This window comes from Delftia tsuruhatensis NBRC 16741 (assembly GCF_001571325.1).
Classification (GTDB): Bacteria; Pseudomonadota; Gammaproteobacteria; order Burkholderiales; family Burkholderiaceae_C; genus Comamonas; species Comamonas tsuruhatensis.
The window spans coordinates 94,756-111,392 of sequence record NZ_BCTO01000010.1; the positions used below are offsets into that span (position 1 = coordinate 94,756).

General features: G+C 66.9%; 12 protein-coding genes. 6 read left to right on the forward strand and 6 right to left on the reverse strand.

Annotated features, from left to right (window positions below; translation table 11 throughout):
* Positions 1-7: 7 nt before the first annotated feature.
* Complete coding sequence (locus tag DTS01S_RS03495; RefSeq protein ID WP_017406650.1) at positions 8-1,105, reverse strand: MBL fold metallo-hydrolase; 1,098 nt, start codon at positions 1,103-1,105, stop codon at positions 8-10.
* Positions 1,106-1,299: 194 nt separating this feature from the next.
* On the opposite strand from DTS01S_RS03495, the gene DTS01S_RS03500 reads away from it, so the two are divergent.
* The 3 genes from DTS01S_RS03500 (at position 1,300) to DTS01S_RS03510 (ending at position 5,158) form a co-directional block, all read left to right on the forward strand.
* Complete coding sequence (locus DTS01S_RS03500) at positions 1,300-2,712, forward strand: alkaline phosphatase (protein WP_061287361.1); 1,413 nt, start codon at positions 1,300-1,302, stop codon at positions 2,710-2,712.
* Between the two features lie 38 nt (positions 2,713-2,750).
* Entirely contained in the window at positions 2,751-4,268 is a 1,518-nt protein-coding gene (locus DTS01S_RS03505; protein WP_061287395.1) for an alkaline phosphatase, read from the forward strand.
* A gap of 95 nt (positions 4,269-4,363) precedes the next feature.
* On the forward strand, positions 4,364-5,158 hold the full coding sequence (locus DTS01S_RS03510; protein WP_017407532.1) for a hypothetical protein: 795 nt from the start codon (positions 4,364-4,366) through the stop codon (positions 5,156-5,158).
* A gap of 189 nt (positions 5,159-5,347) precedes the next feature.
* Here DTS01S_RS03510 and DTS01S_RS03515 read toward each other — a convergent pair whose 3' ends face one another.
* From DTS01S_RS03515 to DTS01S_RS03535, 5 genes are all read right to left on the reverse strand, one after another.
* Positions 5,348-6,355 (reverse strand): Bug family tripartite tricarboxylate transporter substrate binding protein, encoded by a 1,008-nt coding sequence (locus tag DTS01S_RS03515; RefSeq protein ID WP_017407531.1) that lies wholly within the window; start codon positions 6,353-6,355, stop codon positions 5,348-5,350.
* Positions 6,356-6,530: 175 nt separating this feature from the next.
* On the reverse strand, positions 6,531-7,271 hold the full coding sequence (locus DTS01S_RS03520; protein WP_017407347.1) for an SDR family NAD(P)-dependent oxidoreductase: 741 nt from the start codon (positions 7,269-7,271) through the stop codon (positions 6,531-6,533).
* Positions 7,272-7,278: 7 nt separating this feature from the next.
* The gene (pcaF, locus tag DTS01S_RS03525) at positions 7,279-8,490 is read right to left on the reverse strand and encodes a 3-oxoadipyl-CoA thiolase (RefSeq protein WP_017407348.1); all 1,212 of its coding nucleotides are present in this window, start codon (positions 8,488-8,490) and stop codon (positions 7,279-7,281) included.
* Between the two features lie 71 nt (positions 8,491-8,561).
* Complete coding sequence (locus DTS01S_RS03530; RefSeq protein WP_026062883.1) at positions 8,562-9,221, reverse strand: 3-oxoacid CoA-transferase subunit B; 660 nt, start codon at positions 9,219-9,221, stop codon at positions 8,562-8,564.
* Between the two features lie 26 nt (positions 9,222-9,247).
* Entirely contained in the window at positions 9,248-9,949 is a 702-nt protein-coding gene (locus DTS01S_RS03535; RefSeq protein ID WP_012207359.1) for a 3-oxoacid CoA-transferase subunit A, read from the reverse strand.
* An 86-nt stretch (positions 9,950-10,035) separates the two neighbouring features.
* On the opposite strand from DTS01S_RS03535, the gene DTS01S_RS03540 reads away from it, so the two are divergent.
* The 3 genes from DTS01S_RS03540 (at position 10,036) to DTS01S_RS03550 (ending at position 16,600) form a co-directional block, all read left to right on the forward strand.
* Complete coding sequence (locus tag DTS01S_RS03540) at positions 10,036-10,875, forward strand: IclR family transcriptional regulator domain-containing protein (RefSeq protein ID WP_061287362.1); 840 nt, start codon at positions 10,036-10,038, stop codon at positions 10,873-10,875.
* Between the two features lie 95 nt (positions 10,876-10,970).
* A complete protein-coding gene (locus DTS01S_RS03545) occupies positions 10,971-11,681 on the forward strand; it encodes a transposase (RefSeq protein WP_016445555.1) in 711 nt (236 codons plus the stop codon).
* A 188-nt stretch (positions 11,682-11,869) separates the two neighbouring features.
* Positions 11,870-16,600: a glutamate synthase-related protein gene (locus tag DTS01S_RS03550; protein ID WP_061287363.1), complete on the forward strand. Its 4,731-nt coding sequence runs from the start codon at positions 11,870-11,872 to the stop codon at positions 16,598-16,600.
* The last annotated feature ends 37 nt before the right edge of the window (positions 16,601-16,637 follow it).

The following is a 16,637-nucleotide window of genomic DNA, read 5'->3' on the forward strand; positions in this document are numbered from 1 at the left end:
TGCAGTCTCAGGCCCCCTCCACGGCGTGGTACCAGGCGATGCCATCGGCATCGATGCTGCGCTGCACCTGCCCCGCATGCATCAAATGATTCAGGCAGGCCAGGCTTTCGCCCGTGGCCATGCCCAGCAGGGCGGGGCTGGATTCGCTGATCGGGCGTGAGAAGAGGGCGCCGAAGACATCGACAGCGCGACGCGGCTCGGCCAGGGCGGCCAGCAGCCGGTCGCTGGCACGCTCCTGGCCTGCCACCAGCGAATCGATGCGCGCATGCAGGCCGCGAAAGCAATCGCCGTGCGCGGGCAGGACGAGCACATCGTCGGGCACTTCGCGCCTGACCTTTTCCAGAGACTCCATCCAGTCGGCCATGGGGTTGGCATCGGGTTCCATGGGGTGGACCGAGACGTTGGACGAGATGCGCGGCAGCACCTGGTCGCCCGAGATCAGCAGCTTGAGATCGGGGCAGTACAGGCTGGCGTGCTCGGGCGAGTGGCCGCTGCCGACCACCACGCGCCACAGGTGTTTTCCTATGCGCAGTTCCTCTCCATCGTGCAGGCGGCGGTAGCTGTCGGGCAGGGCATGGATGTGCTTGCCGAAGTTGCCGAAGCGGGCGCGGTAGGACTCCAGTGCGCTGTCGCTCCAGCCTGCGCGGCGGTAGAAGGCGATGGCGTCGGGCGGGGCCTCGCGGCTGCAGTCCGAGACCACGACGCGACAGTTGAGGTACTCCAGGCGCGTCATGTACAGGGGCACATGGAACTTGCGCGTCAGCCATCCGGCCAGGCCCACATGGTCGGGGTGCATGTGGGTGACGAAGACGCGCGTCAGCGAGCGGCCATCGGTGGATTGGGAGAACAGCGCGCGCCAGGTGGCCACGCCTTCGTCGGTGCGCGCACCCGTATCGACGATGGCCCAGCCCTGGCCGTCATCGATGGCCCAGAGATTGATGTGGTCCAGCGCATAGGGCAGGGGCATGCGCAGCCAGAGCACGCCGGGCGCCACCTCCAGCGTCTGCCCGTGCTGCGGCGGCGCCTCGAACGGGTAGTCGAGCACCGGCCTGGGCGGCGCTTCCGGGGCCTGCGAGGCGATCGGGTCTTGGGCTGTCTGGTTCATGGGGTTCCTTGTTCCGTCGCTGGGCTGGCCGCAATGCTATCCGGCCCTCAGCGCCTTGCCTGCAACGATACGCCTGCCGGCCTGGGCTGACTGTCACTGGCTCGTCACGGGCTGTTCCTACAGTGCACAAATCAATCAACAGGGGGAGGGCGCGGCCTTGCCGCGGGGTCCCCTGCCTACAGAGGGATATCCGCATGAAACTGAAGATGTTGTGCAGCGCGCTGGCCGGTGCGTCGCTGCTGTTGAGCGCCTGTGGCGGCAGCGATGGATCGTCCGCTGCCACCCCGACCAAGAACGTGCTGTTCTTCCTGGGTGACGGCATGGGCATCACCACCATGACCGCCGCGCGCATCTACAGCGTGGGCGAAGACGGTGAGCTGACCATGGACAAGCTGCCCGAGACGGCCTTCGTCCACACCTTCTCGAACGACGCCCAGGTGACGGACAGCGCACCCTCGATGGCCGCCTACATGACCGGCGTGAAGATGAACAACGAAGTCATCTCCATGACGCCCGACACCAAGGCCACGGATGCCAGCGGCAAGGCCTATCACACCAACTACGACAGCACCTGCCCCAGCGGCAACGGCCAGGCCGTTCCCACGCTGCTCGAGCAGATGAAGTCCGCCGGCTACGGCACGGGCGTGGTCTCCACCGCGCGCATCACGCATGCCACGCCGGCAGCCACCTATTCGCACGTCTGCCACCGCGATGCGGAGAACACCATCGCCGCGGCCCTGGTGCCTGGCGGATCCGGCTACAACAGCAAGCTCGGCGACGGCGTGGACGTGATCCTGGGCGGTGGCTCGTACTACTTCACGCCCAAGGCCGACGGCGGCCGCCGCAACGACAGCCGCAACCTGATCGCCGAGTTCAAGACGCAAAAGTACAGCTACGCCGCCAACAAGAGCGAGTTCGACAAGCTGCCCGTGGACGGCAGCAAGATCGCCGGCCTGTTCACCAAGGACCACATGGCCTATGACCTGGACCGCGACGCGACCAAGGAACCGAGCCTGGCCGAGATGACGGGCAAGGCCATCGACGCACTGTCGGCCAAGAAGAAGGGCTTCTTCCTGATGGTGGAAGGCGGCCGCATCGACCATGCGCTGCACGCCACCAACGCGCGCCGCGCGCTGCAGGATACCGTGGCCTTCGACAACGCCATCCAGACCGCGCTGGACAAGATGGCCAAGCTCGATCCGGGCCTGAAGAACACGCTGATCGTCGTCACAGCCGACCATGACCACACGCTGCACCTGAACGGCTATGCCGCGCGCACCGGCAAGACCGAGGCCGGCAAGCCCGGCGTGCTGGGCCTGGTCAAGAACTACGTGGACGGCAAGGCCTCCACCGATGTGGATGGCAATCCCTACACCATCCTGGGCTTCGGCAACGGTCCCAAGCGCCTGGCCACGCGCGGCCCCATCGACGCGGCCTCGCTGGAGAGCCCCGACTACCTGCAGGAGGCCGTGGTGCCCCTGGCCTCCGAAACCCACGGCGGCGGCGACGTGTTCCTGGGGGCTCAAGGCATGGGTGCCGATACGTTCTCGGGCGTGATCGACAACACCACCGTCTTCACGCTGATCAAGAAGAGCATCGGCTTGTGATGCCGCACGCTGCAATCAAGGCACTCAAGGAATTCCACATGCATCCGATCCTTCAAAAGACCTCCCTCGCCCTGGCGGCGGCCGGCGCGCTGGCGCTGCTGGCGCCTGCAGCCCATGCGGCTGGCGAGGCCAAGAACGTCATCTTCTTCCTCGGCGACGGCATGGGCCCGGTCACCGTGACCGCCGCGCGCATCTACAAGGGTGAAAAGCAGCTGGCCGAAAAGGCCGGCTCCCTGGCCAGCAGCGAACGCGCCACGCTGACCATGCAGTCCCTGCCCTACGCCAGCCGCATCAAGACCTTCTCGCGCGATGGCCAGACCACGGACAGCGCGCCCTCGATGGCCGCCTACATGACCGGCGTGAAGATGAACAACGAAGTCATCTCCATGTCGGCCGAGACCATGGCCTACGCGGCCAACGGCCAGCAGTACATCAACGGCGAGGACACCACCTGCCCGGCCGGCAACGGCCAGCCCGCGCAGACCCTGCTGGAGCTGTCCAAGGCCAAGGGCCGCGCCGTGGGCGCCATCTCCACCACGCGCGTGGGCCATGCGACGCCTGCGGCCACCTATGCCCATATCTGCAACCGCAATGGCTACAACAGCATTGCCGAGCAGTCCGTGCCCGGCCATGCCAACTACAACGCCAGGCTGGGCGACGGCATCGACGTGCTCATGGGTGGCGGCCAGCGCAACTACCTGCCCAAGTCGGTCAACCCCAGCAGCAAGCGCACGGACACGGCCAACCTCGTGGACATGATGAAGGCCAAGGGCTACGCCTATGTCGCCAAGGGCAGCGAGCTGGCGGCCCTGGACGCGACCAAGGCGCCCAAGCTGCTGGGCCTGTTCACGCAAAGCGAAATGGCCTACGAGCTGGACCGCGTCAAGCAAAGGCTGGACGAGCCCAGCCTGTCCGACATGACCGGCAAGGCGCTGGACGTGCTCAGCCGCAATGACAAGGGCTTCTTCCTGATGGTGGAAGGCGGCCGCATCGACCACGCACTGCACGGCACCAATGCCAAGCGTGCGCTGGAAGACACGCTGGCCTTCGACCGCGCCATCGAGACCGTCATGGCCTACATGGAAAAGAAGGATCCGGGCCTGAAGAACACGCTGATCGTCGTCACCGCCGATCACGACCACAACATGGTGTTCAACGGCTACTCCAGGATCGGCAACCCCATCCTGGGCAAGGTGCAGGACTACCAGAGCGGCCAGATGGCCAAGGCCCAGGACGGCAAGCCCTACACCACGCTGGCCTTCGGCAATGGCGGACGTCCCAACGCCACGGCCTCCAGCCAGGTCAATGCCGAAGATGGCAACAAGCCCTGGATCGCGCCCACGCGCGGCGCGGAGCGCCAGGACCTCAGCGGCGTGGACACCACGGACGACAACTACCTGCAGGAGGTGGGCCTGAACCTGGGCACGCCGGGCTCCGAGACCCATGGCGGCGGCGACGTGATGCTGTTCGCCGGCGGCGCGGGAGCCAAGATCTTCAAGGGCACGATGGACAACACCAAGGTGTTCTCCAAGGTCCGCGAAGCCGCTGGCCTGTAATTGTTTCTTCCTTCGTTGGCTGCTTGCCAACCCCTGGCCGGAGCCGTGGCGCATGCGTGTGCCCGGCCCCGGTTTTTTCGCATTGGCTGGATTCCATGACGCTCTCCCTTCCGGCGCCGCGCGCGGCGCGCCCCATCTACGCGGCCGCGCTGCTGGCCTGCTCCGTCTCCGCAGCATGGGCCGCCGAGCCGCCCAAGCCGGCACCCGCACCCACGGCCGCAGTCCCTGCGGATTCCGTGGCGCGCACCACGGCCGCCGTGCAGGCCACGCCTGAAGCCGACCTGCGCATCACCTATGAAGCCATGAGCGTGGGCAGCGACGGCGTGCAGCGCAGCAGCGTCTATACCAACCGCGTCTACCGCCGCAAGGCCCAGCTGTGGATAGAGCGCGAAATGCCCGCCGCCCTGCGCCAGAGCCAGGAGCACGGCCATGACCACGCCCACGGCCCGCACGCCGGCCACGCCCATGACGAAGCCCGCGCCGCACCCCTGTCCATCCGCCGCGCCGATGACGGCAAGGTGGGCGTGGAAGTCATCCTGGCCAAGCTGCGCCGCGTCATCAGCGTGGACCTGGCCCACCACGGCAACGTCGGCTACGGCGGCTCCTTCGACAACGTGTACTGGATCGTGCCACCCACCGCGCTGCAGGGCATGGAGCGCGTGGGCAAGCCGCACAACGGCGTGCAGCGCTACCGCGGCAAGGCAGGCGAGCAGACCACTGTCATCGACTGGGACGTGGCCAACCAGTTCGCCCGCCGCGTGGAGCGCAGCGACTCCCACGGCACCGAGCGCATCGTCGTCACCGCCACCAAGCTGCCCGCACCGCTGGCCCAGCCCTGGAAGGCCATCGAAGGCTACGACAAGGGTGACTACTCCGATCTGCTGGATTGAGCACCTGACACCCCAATGCAAAGAGCTGCCCGGAGGCAGCTCTTTTTTATTCCCCATTTCAATGCTCAAACGCATGGCGCTGGAAACCGGCGCAGCCTGACACCAGGGGCGCCGAGCAAGAGCCGCCTCGCGGCGATGGCGCCGTCCCCCTTCAGGGGGAAGCCGCGCAGCGGCTCAGGGGGAGGCCAGTTACACCTGTGCTCCAGAGTCTTTTACGACCTTGCTCCACTTCGTCGATTCGGCCTTGATGTAGGCGAGGAATTCGGCCGGCGTATCGATCACGACATCACCTCCCTGGTCGTTGATCTTCTTGACCACGGCCGGGTCCTTGAGCACCTTGGCAATGGCCGTGTACAGGCGCTGCTGCACGGCGGCGGGCGTCTTGGCCTGGGTCCACAGGCCGAACCAGGAGGTGGCCTCGTAGCCTGGCACACCGGCTTCGGCCACGGTGGGCACATCGGGCAGTTCCGGCGAGCGCTTGGCCGTGGTCACGGCGATGGGACGCAGCTTGCCCGAGCGCACATGCTGGATGGCCGAGGGCATGTTGTCGAACATGATGGCGATCTGGTTGCCCAGCAGGTCGGTGATGGCCGGGGCGCTGCCCTTGTAGGGCACGTGCACCATGTCCAGGCCCGTCATGGAGCGGAACAGCTCGCCCGACAGGTGGATGGAGCTGCCGCTGCCCGAGGAGCCGTAGTTCAGCTTGCCGGGGTTGGCACGCGCATAGGCGATCATTTCCTTGACGGTCTTGAACGGCTGGCTGGGGTGGGCTACCAGCAGGTTGGGCACGTTGGCCACGCGCGTCAGGGGCGAGAAGTCCTTGATGGGGTCGAAGCCGGGCTTGGCGTAGAGCGCGGCATTGATGGCATGCGTGCCCACGGTGCCCATGAACAGCGTGTAGCCGTCGGCCGGCGCACGTGCGGCGGCCACGGCGCCGATGTTGCCGCCCGCGCCGGGCTTGTTGTCCACGATCACGGTCTGGCCCAGCTCCTGCTGCAGCGCCTGGGCGACGATGCGCGCCAGGATGTCGGTGGTGCCGCCAGCGGCGAAGGGCACGAGGATGGTGATGGGCTTGCTGGGGAAGCCGTCCTGGGCCAGGGCGGCGGTGCCGGACAGGGCGCCGAGCGCGGTCAGGGATGCGGCGGCCAGCGCCTGCAGGCCACGGCGGCGGGTGAAACGGGTGGTTTGATCAAACATCGAGAGGTCTCCTGATTCGGCAATAAGGTGGATGGCCGGGCCCGGCAACGCCGGGCTGGGCCAGGGCAATGCCCTGTGTGGCGCCCGCCTGTGCAGGCGGGCGCTTCCAGTGGTTCTTCTTGAAGGGGGTTGTGCCTGGGAAGGCGTTCGGTCAGGCGTTCGGTCAAACGGTCGGTCAGACGGGCGCCACGCCCAACGTGGTGCCGCCGCAGATGTAGAGCACCTGGCCGGTGACGAAGCCGTTGTCGGGCGACAGGAAGAACAGCGCGGCACGGGCCACGTCTTCCGGTGTGCCCATGCGGCCCACGGCAATGCTGTTGAGGATGCGCTGGGTCTGCGGCGCGCCTTCGGGGTTGCTCTTGGTGAACAGCTCGGTGGCGATGGGGCCGGGGCCCAGGGCATTGACCGTGATGCGGTCGCGGCCCAGCTCCATGGCCAGGGTGCGCGTCAGGCCGATCAGGCCCGCCTTGGTCGCCGAGTAGACGATGCGGTCGGGCTTGCCCAGCGCGGCGCGCGAGGACATGTTCACGATGCGGCCCTCGCCGCAGGCACGCAGCGTGGGCAGGAAGGCCTGTACCAGCAGCATGGGCGCACGCAGGTGCAGTCCCACCACATCGTCCAGATGCTGGGTGCTGGCGTTGTCGATGGTGCCGGAACGCGTGGCGCCCGCGTTGTTGACCAGGGCCACCACGTTGTGCGCGGCGGCAATGCGGGCCGCCGCCTCGGCGGTGGCCTGCTCGCTGGTCAGGTCGGCCTGGTAGCTCACCAGCAGCGGATGGCTCCAGTCGGGCAGCACGTAGTCGAGATTGACCACGGCGCGGCCCTGGGCCAGCAGGGCCTCGGCGATGGCGCGGCCGATGCCGTTGCTGGCGCCGCTGACCACGGTGACGGGTGTCTTGTTGTCCACGGTGCTCATCGCAGTCTCAGACCTTTTCCAGGATCACGGCAATGCCCTGGCCCACGCCGATGCACATGGTGCACAGCGCGTAGCGGCCGCCCAGCGTGTGCAGCTGGTTCACGGCGGTGGTGGCCAGGCGCGCGCCCGAGGCACCCAGCGGATGGCCCAGCGCAATGGCGCCGCCCCATTGGTTGACGCGGCGGTCGTCGTCGGCAATGCCCAGATCGCGCAGCACGGCCAGGCCCTGCGCGGCGAAGGCTTCGTTCAGCTCGATCACGTCCATCTGCTCCAGCGTCAGGCCGGTCAGGGCCAGCACCTTGCGCACGGCGGGCGCCGGGCCGAAGCCCATGATGCGCGGGGCCACGCCGGCCACGGCCATGCCGACCACGCGGGCGCGGGGCACCAGGTTGTATTGCCTGGCGGCTTCCTCGTTGGCCAGCAGCAGGGCGCAGGCGCCGTCGTTCACGCCGCTGGCATTGCCGGCCGTTACCGTGCCATCCGGGCGCACCACGCCCTTGAGCTTGGCCAGCGCCTCGATGGTGGTGGCGCGCGGATGCTCGTCCTGGCTCACCACGATGGCGTCGCCCTTCTTCTGGGCAATGGACACGGGCACGATTTCCTTGGCCAGGTAGCCGGCCGCGATGGCGGCGGCCGCCTTTTGCTGGCTGGCCAGGGCCATGCGGTCCTGGGCTTCGCGCTCGATCTTGAAGTCGTCAGCCACGTTCTCGGCCGTCTCGGGCATGGAGTCCACGCCGTACTGCTGCTTCATCAGCTTGTTGACGAAGCGCCAGCCGATGGTGGTGTCATAGACGGCGTTGCTGCGGCTGAAGGCGCTTTCGGCCTTTGGCATGACGAAGGGGGCGCGGCTCATGCTTTCCACGCCGCCTGCGATCATCAGGCGGGCCTCGCCCGCCTTGATGGCGCGCGCGGCCGTGCCCACGGCGTCCAGGCCCGAGCCGCACAGGCGGTTGATGGTGGCGCCCGGCACATCGATGGGCAGGCCGGCCAGCAGGGCGGACATGCGCGCCACGTTGCGGTTGTCTTCGCCGGCCTGGTTGGCGCAGCCGTAGAGCACGTCGGCCACGGCCGCCCAGTCCACGCCGGGGTTGCGCTCCATCAGCGCCTTGATCGGCACGGCGCCGAGGTCATCGGCACGCACCGGGGACAGGGCGCCGCCGTAGCGGCCGAAGGGGGTGCGGATGGCGTCGCAGATGAAGGCCTGGTTGGACTGGCTCATGGTGTCTCCTGGGAAAAGAATGAAGAGGTGCCGGGGTGCGCCGCAGCGCACCCACTGGGGGAGCGGAGGGATCAGGCCGTGGCCGTCGCGTCCTTGATGGGCAGGCCCACGATGGACTGCAGCTCGGCGTGCGAGAGGCCAGGCACGGTGTCGATCAGGCGCAGGCCCTCGGGCGTGCATTCCAGCGTGCACAGGTCGGTGTAGATGCGCTTGACGCAGGACAGGCCCGTGAGCGGATAGCTGCAGGCCTCGACGACCTTGCATTCGCCGGTCTTGGTCAGCAGGTCCATCATCACCCAGGTCTGGCGTGCACCCACGGCCAGGTCCATGGCGCCGCCCACGGCGGGAATGGCACCGGCCTCGCCCGTGCTCCAGTTGGCCAGGTCGCCCGTGGCCGAGACCTGGAAGGCGCCCAGCACGCAGATGTCCAGGTGGCCGCCGCGCATCATGGCGAAGCTGTCGGCATGGTGGAAGTAGCAGCCGCCCGGCAGCAGGGTGACGGGCTGCTTGCCGGCATTGGTCAGGTCATAGTCCTCCTGGCCTTCGGCGGGCGCCGGGCCCATGCCCAGGATGCCGTTCTCGCTTTGCAGGATGACCTCGCGGCCGGCCGGGATGTGGTTGGCCACCTGGGTGGGCATGCCGATGCCCAGGTTGACATAGGCGCCGTCGAAGATGTCTTCGGCCACGCGCCGGGCCAGCTCTTGCTTGCTGCGTTTCTGGTAGCTGCTCATGCTCTTGCTTTCGGCGGTTGGGGCGCTCATGCGGTTTTCTTGAAGCCGCCGGCCTGGGTGGCCACGCGGTCGATCTTCACGATCTGGCTCACGTAGATGCCGGGCGTGACCACGGCCTCGGGGTCCAGCGCGCCCAGCTCCACGATCTCGTGCACGGTGGCGATCGTGTGCTTGGCCGCCGTGGCCATCACGGGCCCGAAGTTGCGGGCCGACATGCGGTAGGTGAGGTTGCCCCAGCGGTCGCCCTTCTCGGCCTTGACCAGTGCCACGTCGCCGTGGATGGGATGCTCCAGCACATAGTGCTTGCCGTTGATCTCGCGCGTTTCCTTGCCGTTGGCCAGCTCCGTGCCATAGGCCGTGGGGCAGAAGAAGCCGCCGATGCCGGCGCCGGCGGCGCGCAGGCGCTCGGCCAGGTTGCCCTGGGGCACGAGTTCCAGCTCGATCTTGCCGCTGCGGTACAGGTCGTCGAACACCCAGCTGTCCACCTGGCGGGGGAAGCTGCAGATGATCTTGCGCACCTGGCCGCTCTTGAGCAGCGCGGCCAGGCCCTGGTCGCCGTTGCCCGCGTTGTTGTTGACCACGGTCAGCTCGCGTGCGCCCTGGGCGATCAGGCCGTCGATGAGTTCGGTGGGATTGCCCGAGGTGCCGAAGCCCCCGATCAGCACGGTGGAGCCGTCCTGGACGCCCGACAACGCCTCGGCGATGGTGTCGGTGATTTTGTTGATCACTTGCTTGTCTCCGGTATGCAGGCCGCTGGCGCTGCGCTAAAATGTTCGTATGTAGAACAAAAGTTCGCAGAAAGAATTATAGAGCCATGGAAAAAAATGCCGCTTCCGTAATTTCCACAGGTGGGGTTGAAGAAGAGGGCGGTACGCCGCGCCCCGGCGACAGCTATGTGCAGTCCTTTGCGCGCGGCCTGGGCGTGATCCGCTCGTTCAGCGCCGAGGCGCCCGCGCAGACGCTCAGCGAGGTGGCGGCGCGCACGGGGCTCACGCGCGCCGGGGCCCGGCGCATCCTGCTGACGCTGCAGACGCTGGGCTATGTGAAGAGCGACGGCAAGCTGTTCCAGCTCACGCCGCGCATCATGGAACTGGGCTTTGCCTACCTCAGCTCCACCCCGGTCTGGAACCTGGCCGAGCCCGTGATGGAGAACCTGGTCGACGAGGTCAAGGAGTCCTGCTCGGCCGCCGTGCTCGATGGGGGCGACATCGTCTATGTGCTGCGCGTGCACACCCACAAGATCATGAGCACCAACCTCAGCGTGGGCTCGCGCCTGCCGGCCTGCTGGACCTCGATGGGGCGCGTGCTGCTGGCCGGCGAGAGCGATGAATCCCTGCAGGCCCTGCTGGATGCGCGCGAGCGCCGGCAGTTCACGGCCCTGACCGAGCAGGATGATGACCGCCTTCGCCAGCGCATTCTGGAGGTGCGCACCCAGGGCTGGGCCCTGGTGGACCAGGAACTGGCCGAAGGCCTGATCTCCATCGCGGCGCCCGTGAAGAACGCGGCAGGGCGCACCGTGGCCGCGCTCAACATCAGCGGCCAGGCCAACCGCAACAGCGCCGAGATGATGCGCGTGCAACTGCTGCCCCGGCTGCTGGCCGCCACGCAGCTGGTGAGCCAGCTGCTGAGGGCCTCGTCGCGTCTTTCCCTGTAAAACGGAGTGTGGCGCAGTGCGGCAGCGCGGGGCGGGGCGGGGCGCTCCATAATTGCCGCTCCACGCCCTGCACCCGCTTGCCTGCACCCAGCACCATGGCCCGCCTGCCCAGACTCACCATTGCGGATCTGCCGCATCACATCATCCAGCTCGGCAACAACGGCGCGGACATCTTCATCGATGCCCAGGACCGGGAGACCATGCTGGGGCTGCTGCGCGAGATGGCGCGCAGCTGCGAGCTGGCCGTGCATGCCTACGTGCTCCTGCCCAGCCAGTTCCACCTGCTGGCCACGCCGCGCACCGACGATGGCCTGCCCAGGTTCATGCAGGCCGTGGGCCGGCGCTATGTGCGCTACTTCAACGACCGCCACGGCCGCAGCGGCACGCTGTGGGAAGGTCGCTATCGCGGCACGGTGCTGCAGCCCAGCTGGCTGCTGCCCACCATGGTCTTCATGGACGACAGCCCCGTGCGCGCCGGCCTGGTCCAGCGGCCGGCCGACTGGCCCTGGTCCAGCTACGCGCACAACGCCGGCCTGCGCAGCGACGCGCTGATCCAGCCCCATGCCGTGTTCTGGGAGCTGGGCAACACCCCGTTTGCGCGCGACGCGGCGTATGTGTCGGCCGTGGAAGAGGGCGTCAGCAGCGATGACGGTGAACGCATCAGCCAGTCGGCGCTGCGGGGCTGGGCGCTGGGCGATGAGCAATTCATTGCCGATTTACAACAGCGCACCGAGCGCCGCGTGACCCGCCAGCGCGCCGGCCGTCCGCCAGGACGGACCAATGAGCGCACCACAACAGTGCGTTAGTACCCACTGATGGACTGCAAGTGCTTGATTCCTCATCGCAGGTCTCTGTGAAATAAATATGTCCCTTATTAATTTCCGATTTTTTTGTTCTGGAATTAATTGGGATCTGACCCTTATATAAATTTATTGCATGAGGTGATGCCTTGCCTTAATCTTGCGTTCCCTGCGAAAAATTTGAGGATTCCGCCATGACGACGGCTGCCGAGATCAAGCATCTCCAAGACCACGGTCTGTACTCCAAGAGCAACGAGCACGACGCCTGCGGCCTCGGCTTTGTTGCACATATCAAGGGCGTCAAGCGCCATGACATCGTCACCGGCGCGCTCAAGATCCTCGAAAACATCGACCATCGCGGCGCCGTGGGTGCCGACAAGCTCATGGGCGATGGCGCGGGCATTCTGATCCAGATTCCCGACCAGCTCTACCGCGAAGAGATGGCAAAGCAGGGCGTGGCCCTGCCGCCCGCGGGCGAGTACGGCGTGGGCATGATCTTCCTGCCCAAGGAACACGCCTCGCGCCTGGCCTGCGAGCAGGAGATGGAACGCGCCATCAAGGCCGAAGGCCAGGTCCTGCTGGGCTGGCGCGATGTGCCCGTGAACCGCGACATGCCCATGTCGCCCACGGTCCAGGAAAAGGAACCCATCCTGCGCCAGGTCTTCATCGGCCGCGGCGCCGACGTGATCGTGCAGGACGCGCTGGAGCGCAAGCTGTACGTGATCCGCAAGACGGCCAGCGCCGCCATCCAGAACCTCAAGCTCAAGCACAGCAAGGAATACTACGTTCCCAGCATGAGCAGCCGCACCGTGGTCTACAAGGGCCTGCTGCTGGCCGACCAGGTGGGCGTGTACTACAACGACCTGTCCGACGAGCGCTGCGTCTCGGCCATCGGCCTGGTGCACCAGCGCTTTTCCACCAACACCTTCCCCGAGTGGCCGCTGGCCCACCCCTACCGCTACGTGGCCCACAACGGTGAAATCAACACCGTGCGCGGCAACTACAACTGGATGCTGGCGCGCGAGGGCGTGATGGCCTCGCCCGTGCTGGCCGAGGACCTCAAGAAGCTCTATCCCATCAGCTTCGCCGGCCAGTCCGACACGGCAACGTTCGACAACTGCCTGGAACTGCTGACCATGGCCGGCTACCCCATCAGCCAGGCCGTGATGATGATGATTCCCGAGCCCTGGGAACAGCACGAGTCCATGGACGAGCGCCGCCGCGCCTTCTATGAATACCACGCCGCCATGATGGAGCCCTGGGACGGCCCTGCCTCCATCGTGTTCACCGACGGCCGCCAGATCGGCGCCACGCTGGACCGCAACGGCCTGCGCCCCTCGCGCTACGTGATCACCGATGACGACCTGGTCATCCTGGCGTCCGAAGCCGGCGTGCTGCCCGTGCCCGACAGCGCCATCGTGCGCAAGTGGCGCCTGCAGCCCGGCAAGATGCTGCTGATCGACCTGGAGCAGGGCCGCCTGATCGAGGACGACGAGCTCAAGGCCAACATCGTCAACACCAAGCCCTACAAGCAGTGGATCGAGAACCTGCGCATCAAGCTGGGCAGCGTGGGCGGTGACACCCATGCCGGCCCCGAGGCCGCCAGCCTGCCGCTGCTCGAGCGCCAGCAGGCCTTCGGCTTCACGCAGGAAGACATCAAGTTCCTGCTGGCCCCCATGGCCAAGAACGGCGAGGAAGGCATCGGCTCCATGGGCAACGACAGCCCGCTGGCCGTGCTGTCGGACAAGAACAAGCCGCTGTACAACTACTTCCGCCAGATGTTCGCGCAGGTGACCAACCCGCCGATCGACCCCATCCGCGAAGCCATCGTGATGTCGCTGGTGTCCTTCATCGGACCCAAGCCCAACCTGCTGGACATCAACCAGGTCAACCCGCCCATGCGCCTGGAAGTGCACCAGCCCGTGCTGGACTTCGCCGACATGGCCAAGCTGCGCGACATCGAACGACACACGCAGGGCAAGTTCAAGAGCGCAACGATCGACATCACCTACCCGCTGTCCTGGGGCAAGCAGGGCGTGGAAGCCAAGCTGGCATCGCTGTGCGCGCAGGCCGTGGACGCCATCAAGGGCGGCGCCAACATCCTGATCATCAGCGACCGCCATGTGAGCGCCACCCAGGTGGCCATTCCCGCGCTGCTGGCGCTGTCGGCCATCCACCAGCACCTGGTGCGCGAGGGCCTGCGTACCACGGCCGGCCTGGTCGTGGAGACGGGCACGGCGCGCGAAGTGCACCACTTCGCCGTGCTGGCAGGCTACGGCGCCGAGGCCGTGCATCCCTACCTGGCCATGGAAACCCTGGCCGACATGCACAAGGAGCTGGGTGGCGACCTGTCGGCCGACAAGGCCATCTACAACTACGTCAAGGCCATCGGCAAGGGCCTGTCCAAGATCATGTCCAAGATGGGCGTGTCCACCTACATGTCCTATTGCGGAGCCCAGCTGTTCGAGGTGATCGGCCTGAACAGCGACACCGTGGACAAGTACTTCACCGGCACGGCCAGCCGTGTCGAGGGCATCGGCGTGTTCGAGATCGCCGAGGAAACCATCCGCAACCACCGCGCGGCCTTCGGTGACGATCCCGTGCTGGAGACCATGCTGGACGCCGGTGGCGAATACGCCTGGCGCGCCCGTGGCGAAGAGCACATGTGGTCGCCCGACGCCATCGCCAAGCTGCAGCATTCCACGCGCTCCAACAACTGGAGCACGTACAAGGAATACGCCCAGCTGATCAACGACCAGAGCAAGCGCCACATGACGCTGCGCGGCCTGTTCGAGTTCAAGTTCGACCCGTCCAAGGCCATCCCGCTGGACCAGGTCGAGTCGGCCAAGGAGATCGTCAAGCGCTTTGCCACGGGCGCCATGTCGCTGGGCTCCATCAGCACCGAGGCCCATGCCACGCTGGCCGTGGCCATGAACCGCATCGGCGGCAAGAGCAACACCGGCGAAGGCGGGGAAGATCCCCAGCGCTACCGCAACGAGCTCAAGGGCATCCCGATCAGGAAGGGCGAGACCCTGGGCTCCATCATCGGCGCCGACAAGGTCGAGGCCGACATCGAGCTGCAGGACGGCGACTCGCTGCGCTCCAGGATCAAGCAGGTGGCATCGGGCCGCTTCGGCGTCACGGCCGAGTACCTGTCGTCCTCGGACCAGGTGCAGATCAAGATGGCCCAGGGCGCCAAGCCCGGCGAGGGCGGCCAGCTGCCCGGCGGCAAGGTGTCCGACTACATCGGCAAGCTGCGCCACTCCGTGCCCGGCGTCGGTCTGATCTCGCCCCCGCCCCACCACGACATCTACTCCATCGAGGATCTGGCCCAGCTGATCCACGACCTGAAGAACGTGGCGCCGCACGCCGACATCTCGGTCAAGCTCGTGTCCGAAGTGGGCGTGGGCACCATCGCGGCCGGCGTGGCCAAGTGCAAGAGCGACCACGTGGTCATCGCAGGCCATGACGGCGGCACGGGCGCATCGCCTTGGTCGTCCATCAAGCATGCGGGCTCGCCCTGGGAAATCGGCCTGGCCGAGACCCAGCAGACCCTGGTGCTCAACCGCCTGCGCGGCCGCATCCGCGTGCAGGCCGACGGCCAGATGAAGACCGGCCGCGACGTCGTCATCGGCGCGCTGCTGGGTGCCGACGAGTTCGGCTTCGCCACGGCGCCCCTGGTCGTCGAGGGCTGCATCATGATGCGCAAGTGCCACCTGAACACCTGCCCCGTGGGCGTGGCCACGCAGGACCCGGTGCTGCGCGCCAAGTTCTCGGGCAAGCCCGAGCATGTGGTGAACTACTTCTTCTTCATCGCCGAGGAAGTGCGCCAGATCATGGCCCAGCTCGGCGTGGCGAAGTTCGACGACCTGATCGGCCGCTCCGACCTGCTGGACACCCGCAAGGGCCTGCAGCACTGGAAGGCCCAGGGCCTGGACTTCTCGCGCCTGTTCGCCCAGCCCGAAGTGCCCGCCGACGTGGCGCGCTTCCATGTCGAAAAGCAGGACCACCTGCTGGACAAGGCGCTGGACGTGAAGCTCATCGAGCGCTGCAAGCCCGCCATCGAGAACGGCGAGCGCGTGCGCATCATGGAAGTGGCGCGCAACGTCAACCGCTCCGTGGGCGCCATGCTCTCCGGTGCCGTGACGCGCGTGCATCCCGAAGGACTGCCCGATGACACCATCCGCATCCACTTCGAGGGAACTGGCGGCCAGTCCTTCGGCGCCTTCCTGTGCAACGGCATCACGCTGAACCTGCGCGGTGACGCCAACGACTACACGGGCAAGGGCCTGTCCGGCGGCCGCGTGGTGGTGCACGCCAGCCATGAGTTCCGTGGCGATACCACCAGCAACACCATCGTGGGCAACACCGTGATGTTCGGTGCCACCAGCGGCGAGGCCTTCTTCGGCGGCGTGGCCGGCGAGCGTTTCGCGGTCCGCCTGTCTGGCGCCACCGCCGTGGTCGAAGGCGTGGGCGACCACGGCTGCGAATACATGACCGGCGGCACCGTGGTGGTGCTGGGCAAGACCGGCCGCAACTTCGCCGCCGGCATGAGCGGCGGCGTGGCCTATGTCTACGACGAGGATGGCCGCTTCGCCGAGCGCTGCAACAAGGCGTCTGTCTCGCTGGACCAGGTGTTGCCCCACGACGAGCACCTGGCCCAGGTCTCGCCCGCCGTCTGGCACCGCCGCGAAACCGACGAGCGCCAGCTGCGCGCGCTGATCGAGGCGCACAGCCGCTGGACGGGCTCCAAGCGCGCCCGCGATCTGCTGGACAACTGGGCGGCAGCCCGCTCCAAGTTCGTCAAGGTCTTCCCCAGCGAGTACAAGCGTGCCCTGTCCGAGATGTACGAGCGCCAGGTGATGGAAGAGCCCGCCACGCCCGAGGTCGAGGAACACGCCAAGGAAGCCGTGGCCGCCAAATAACAAGGAAGCGAAGGATGCGGGCAGCAGCCCGCATCCA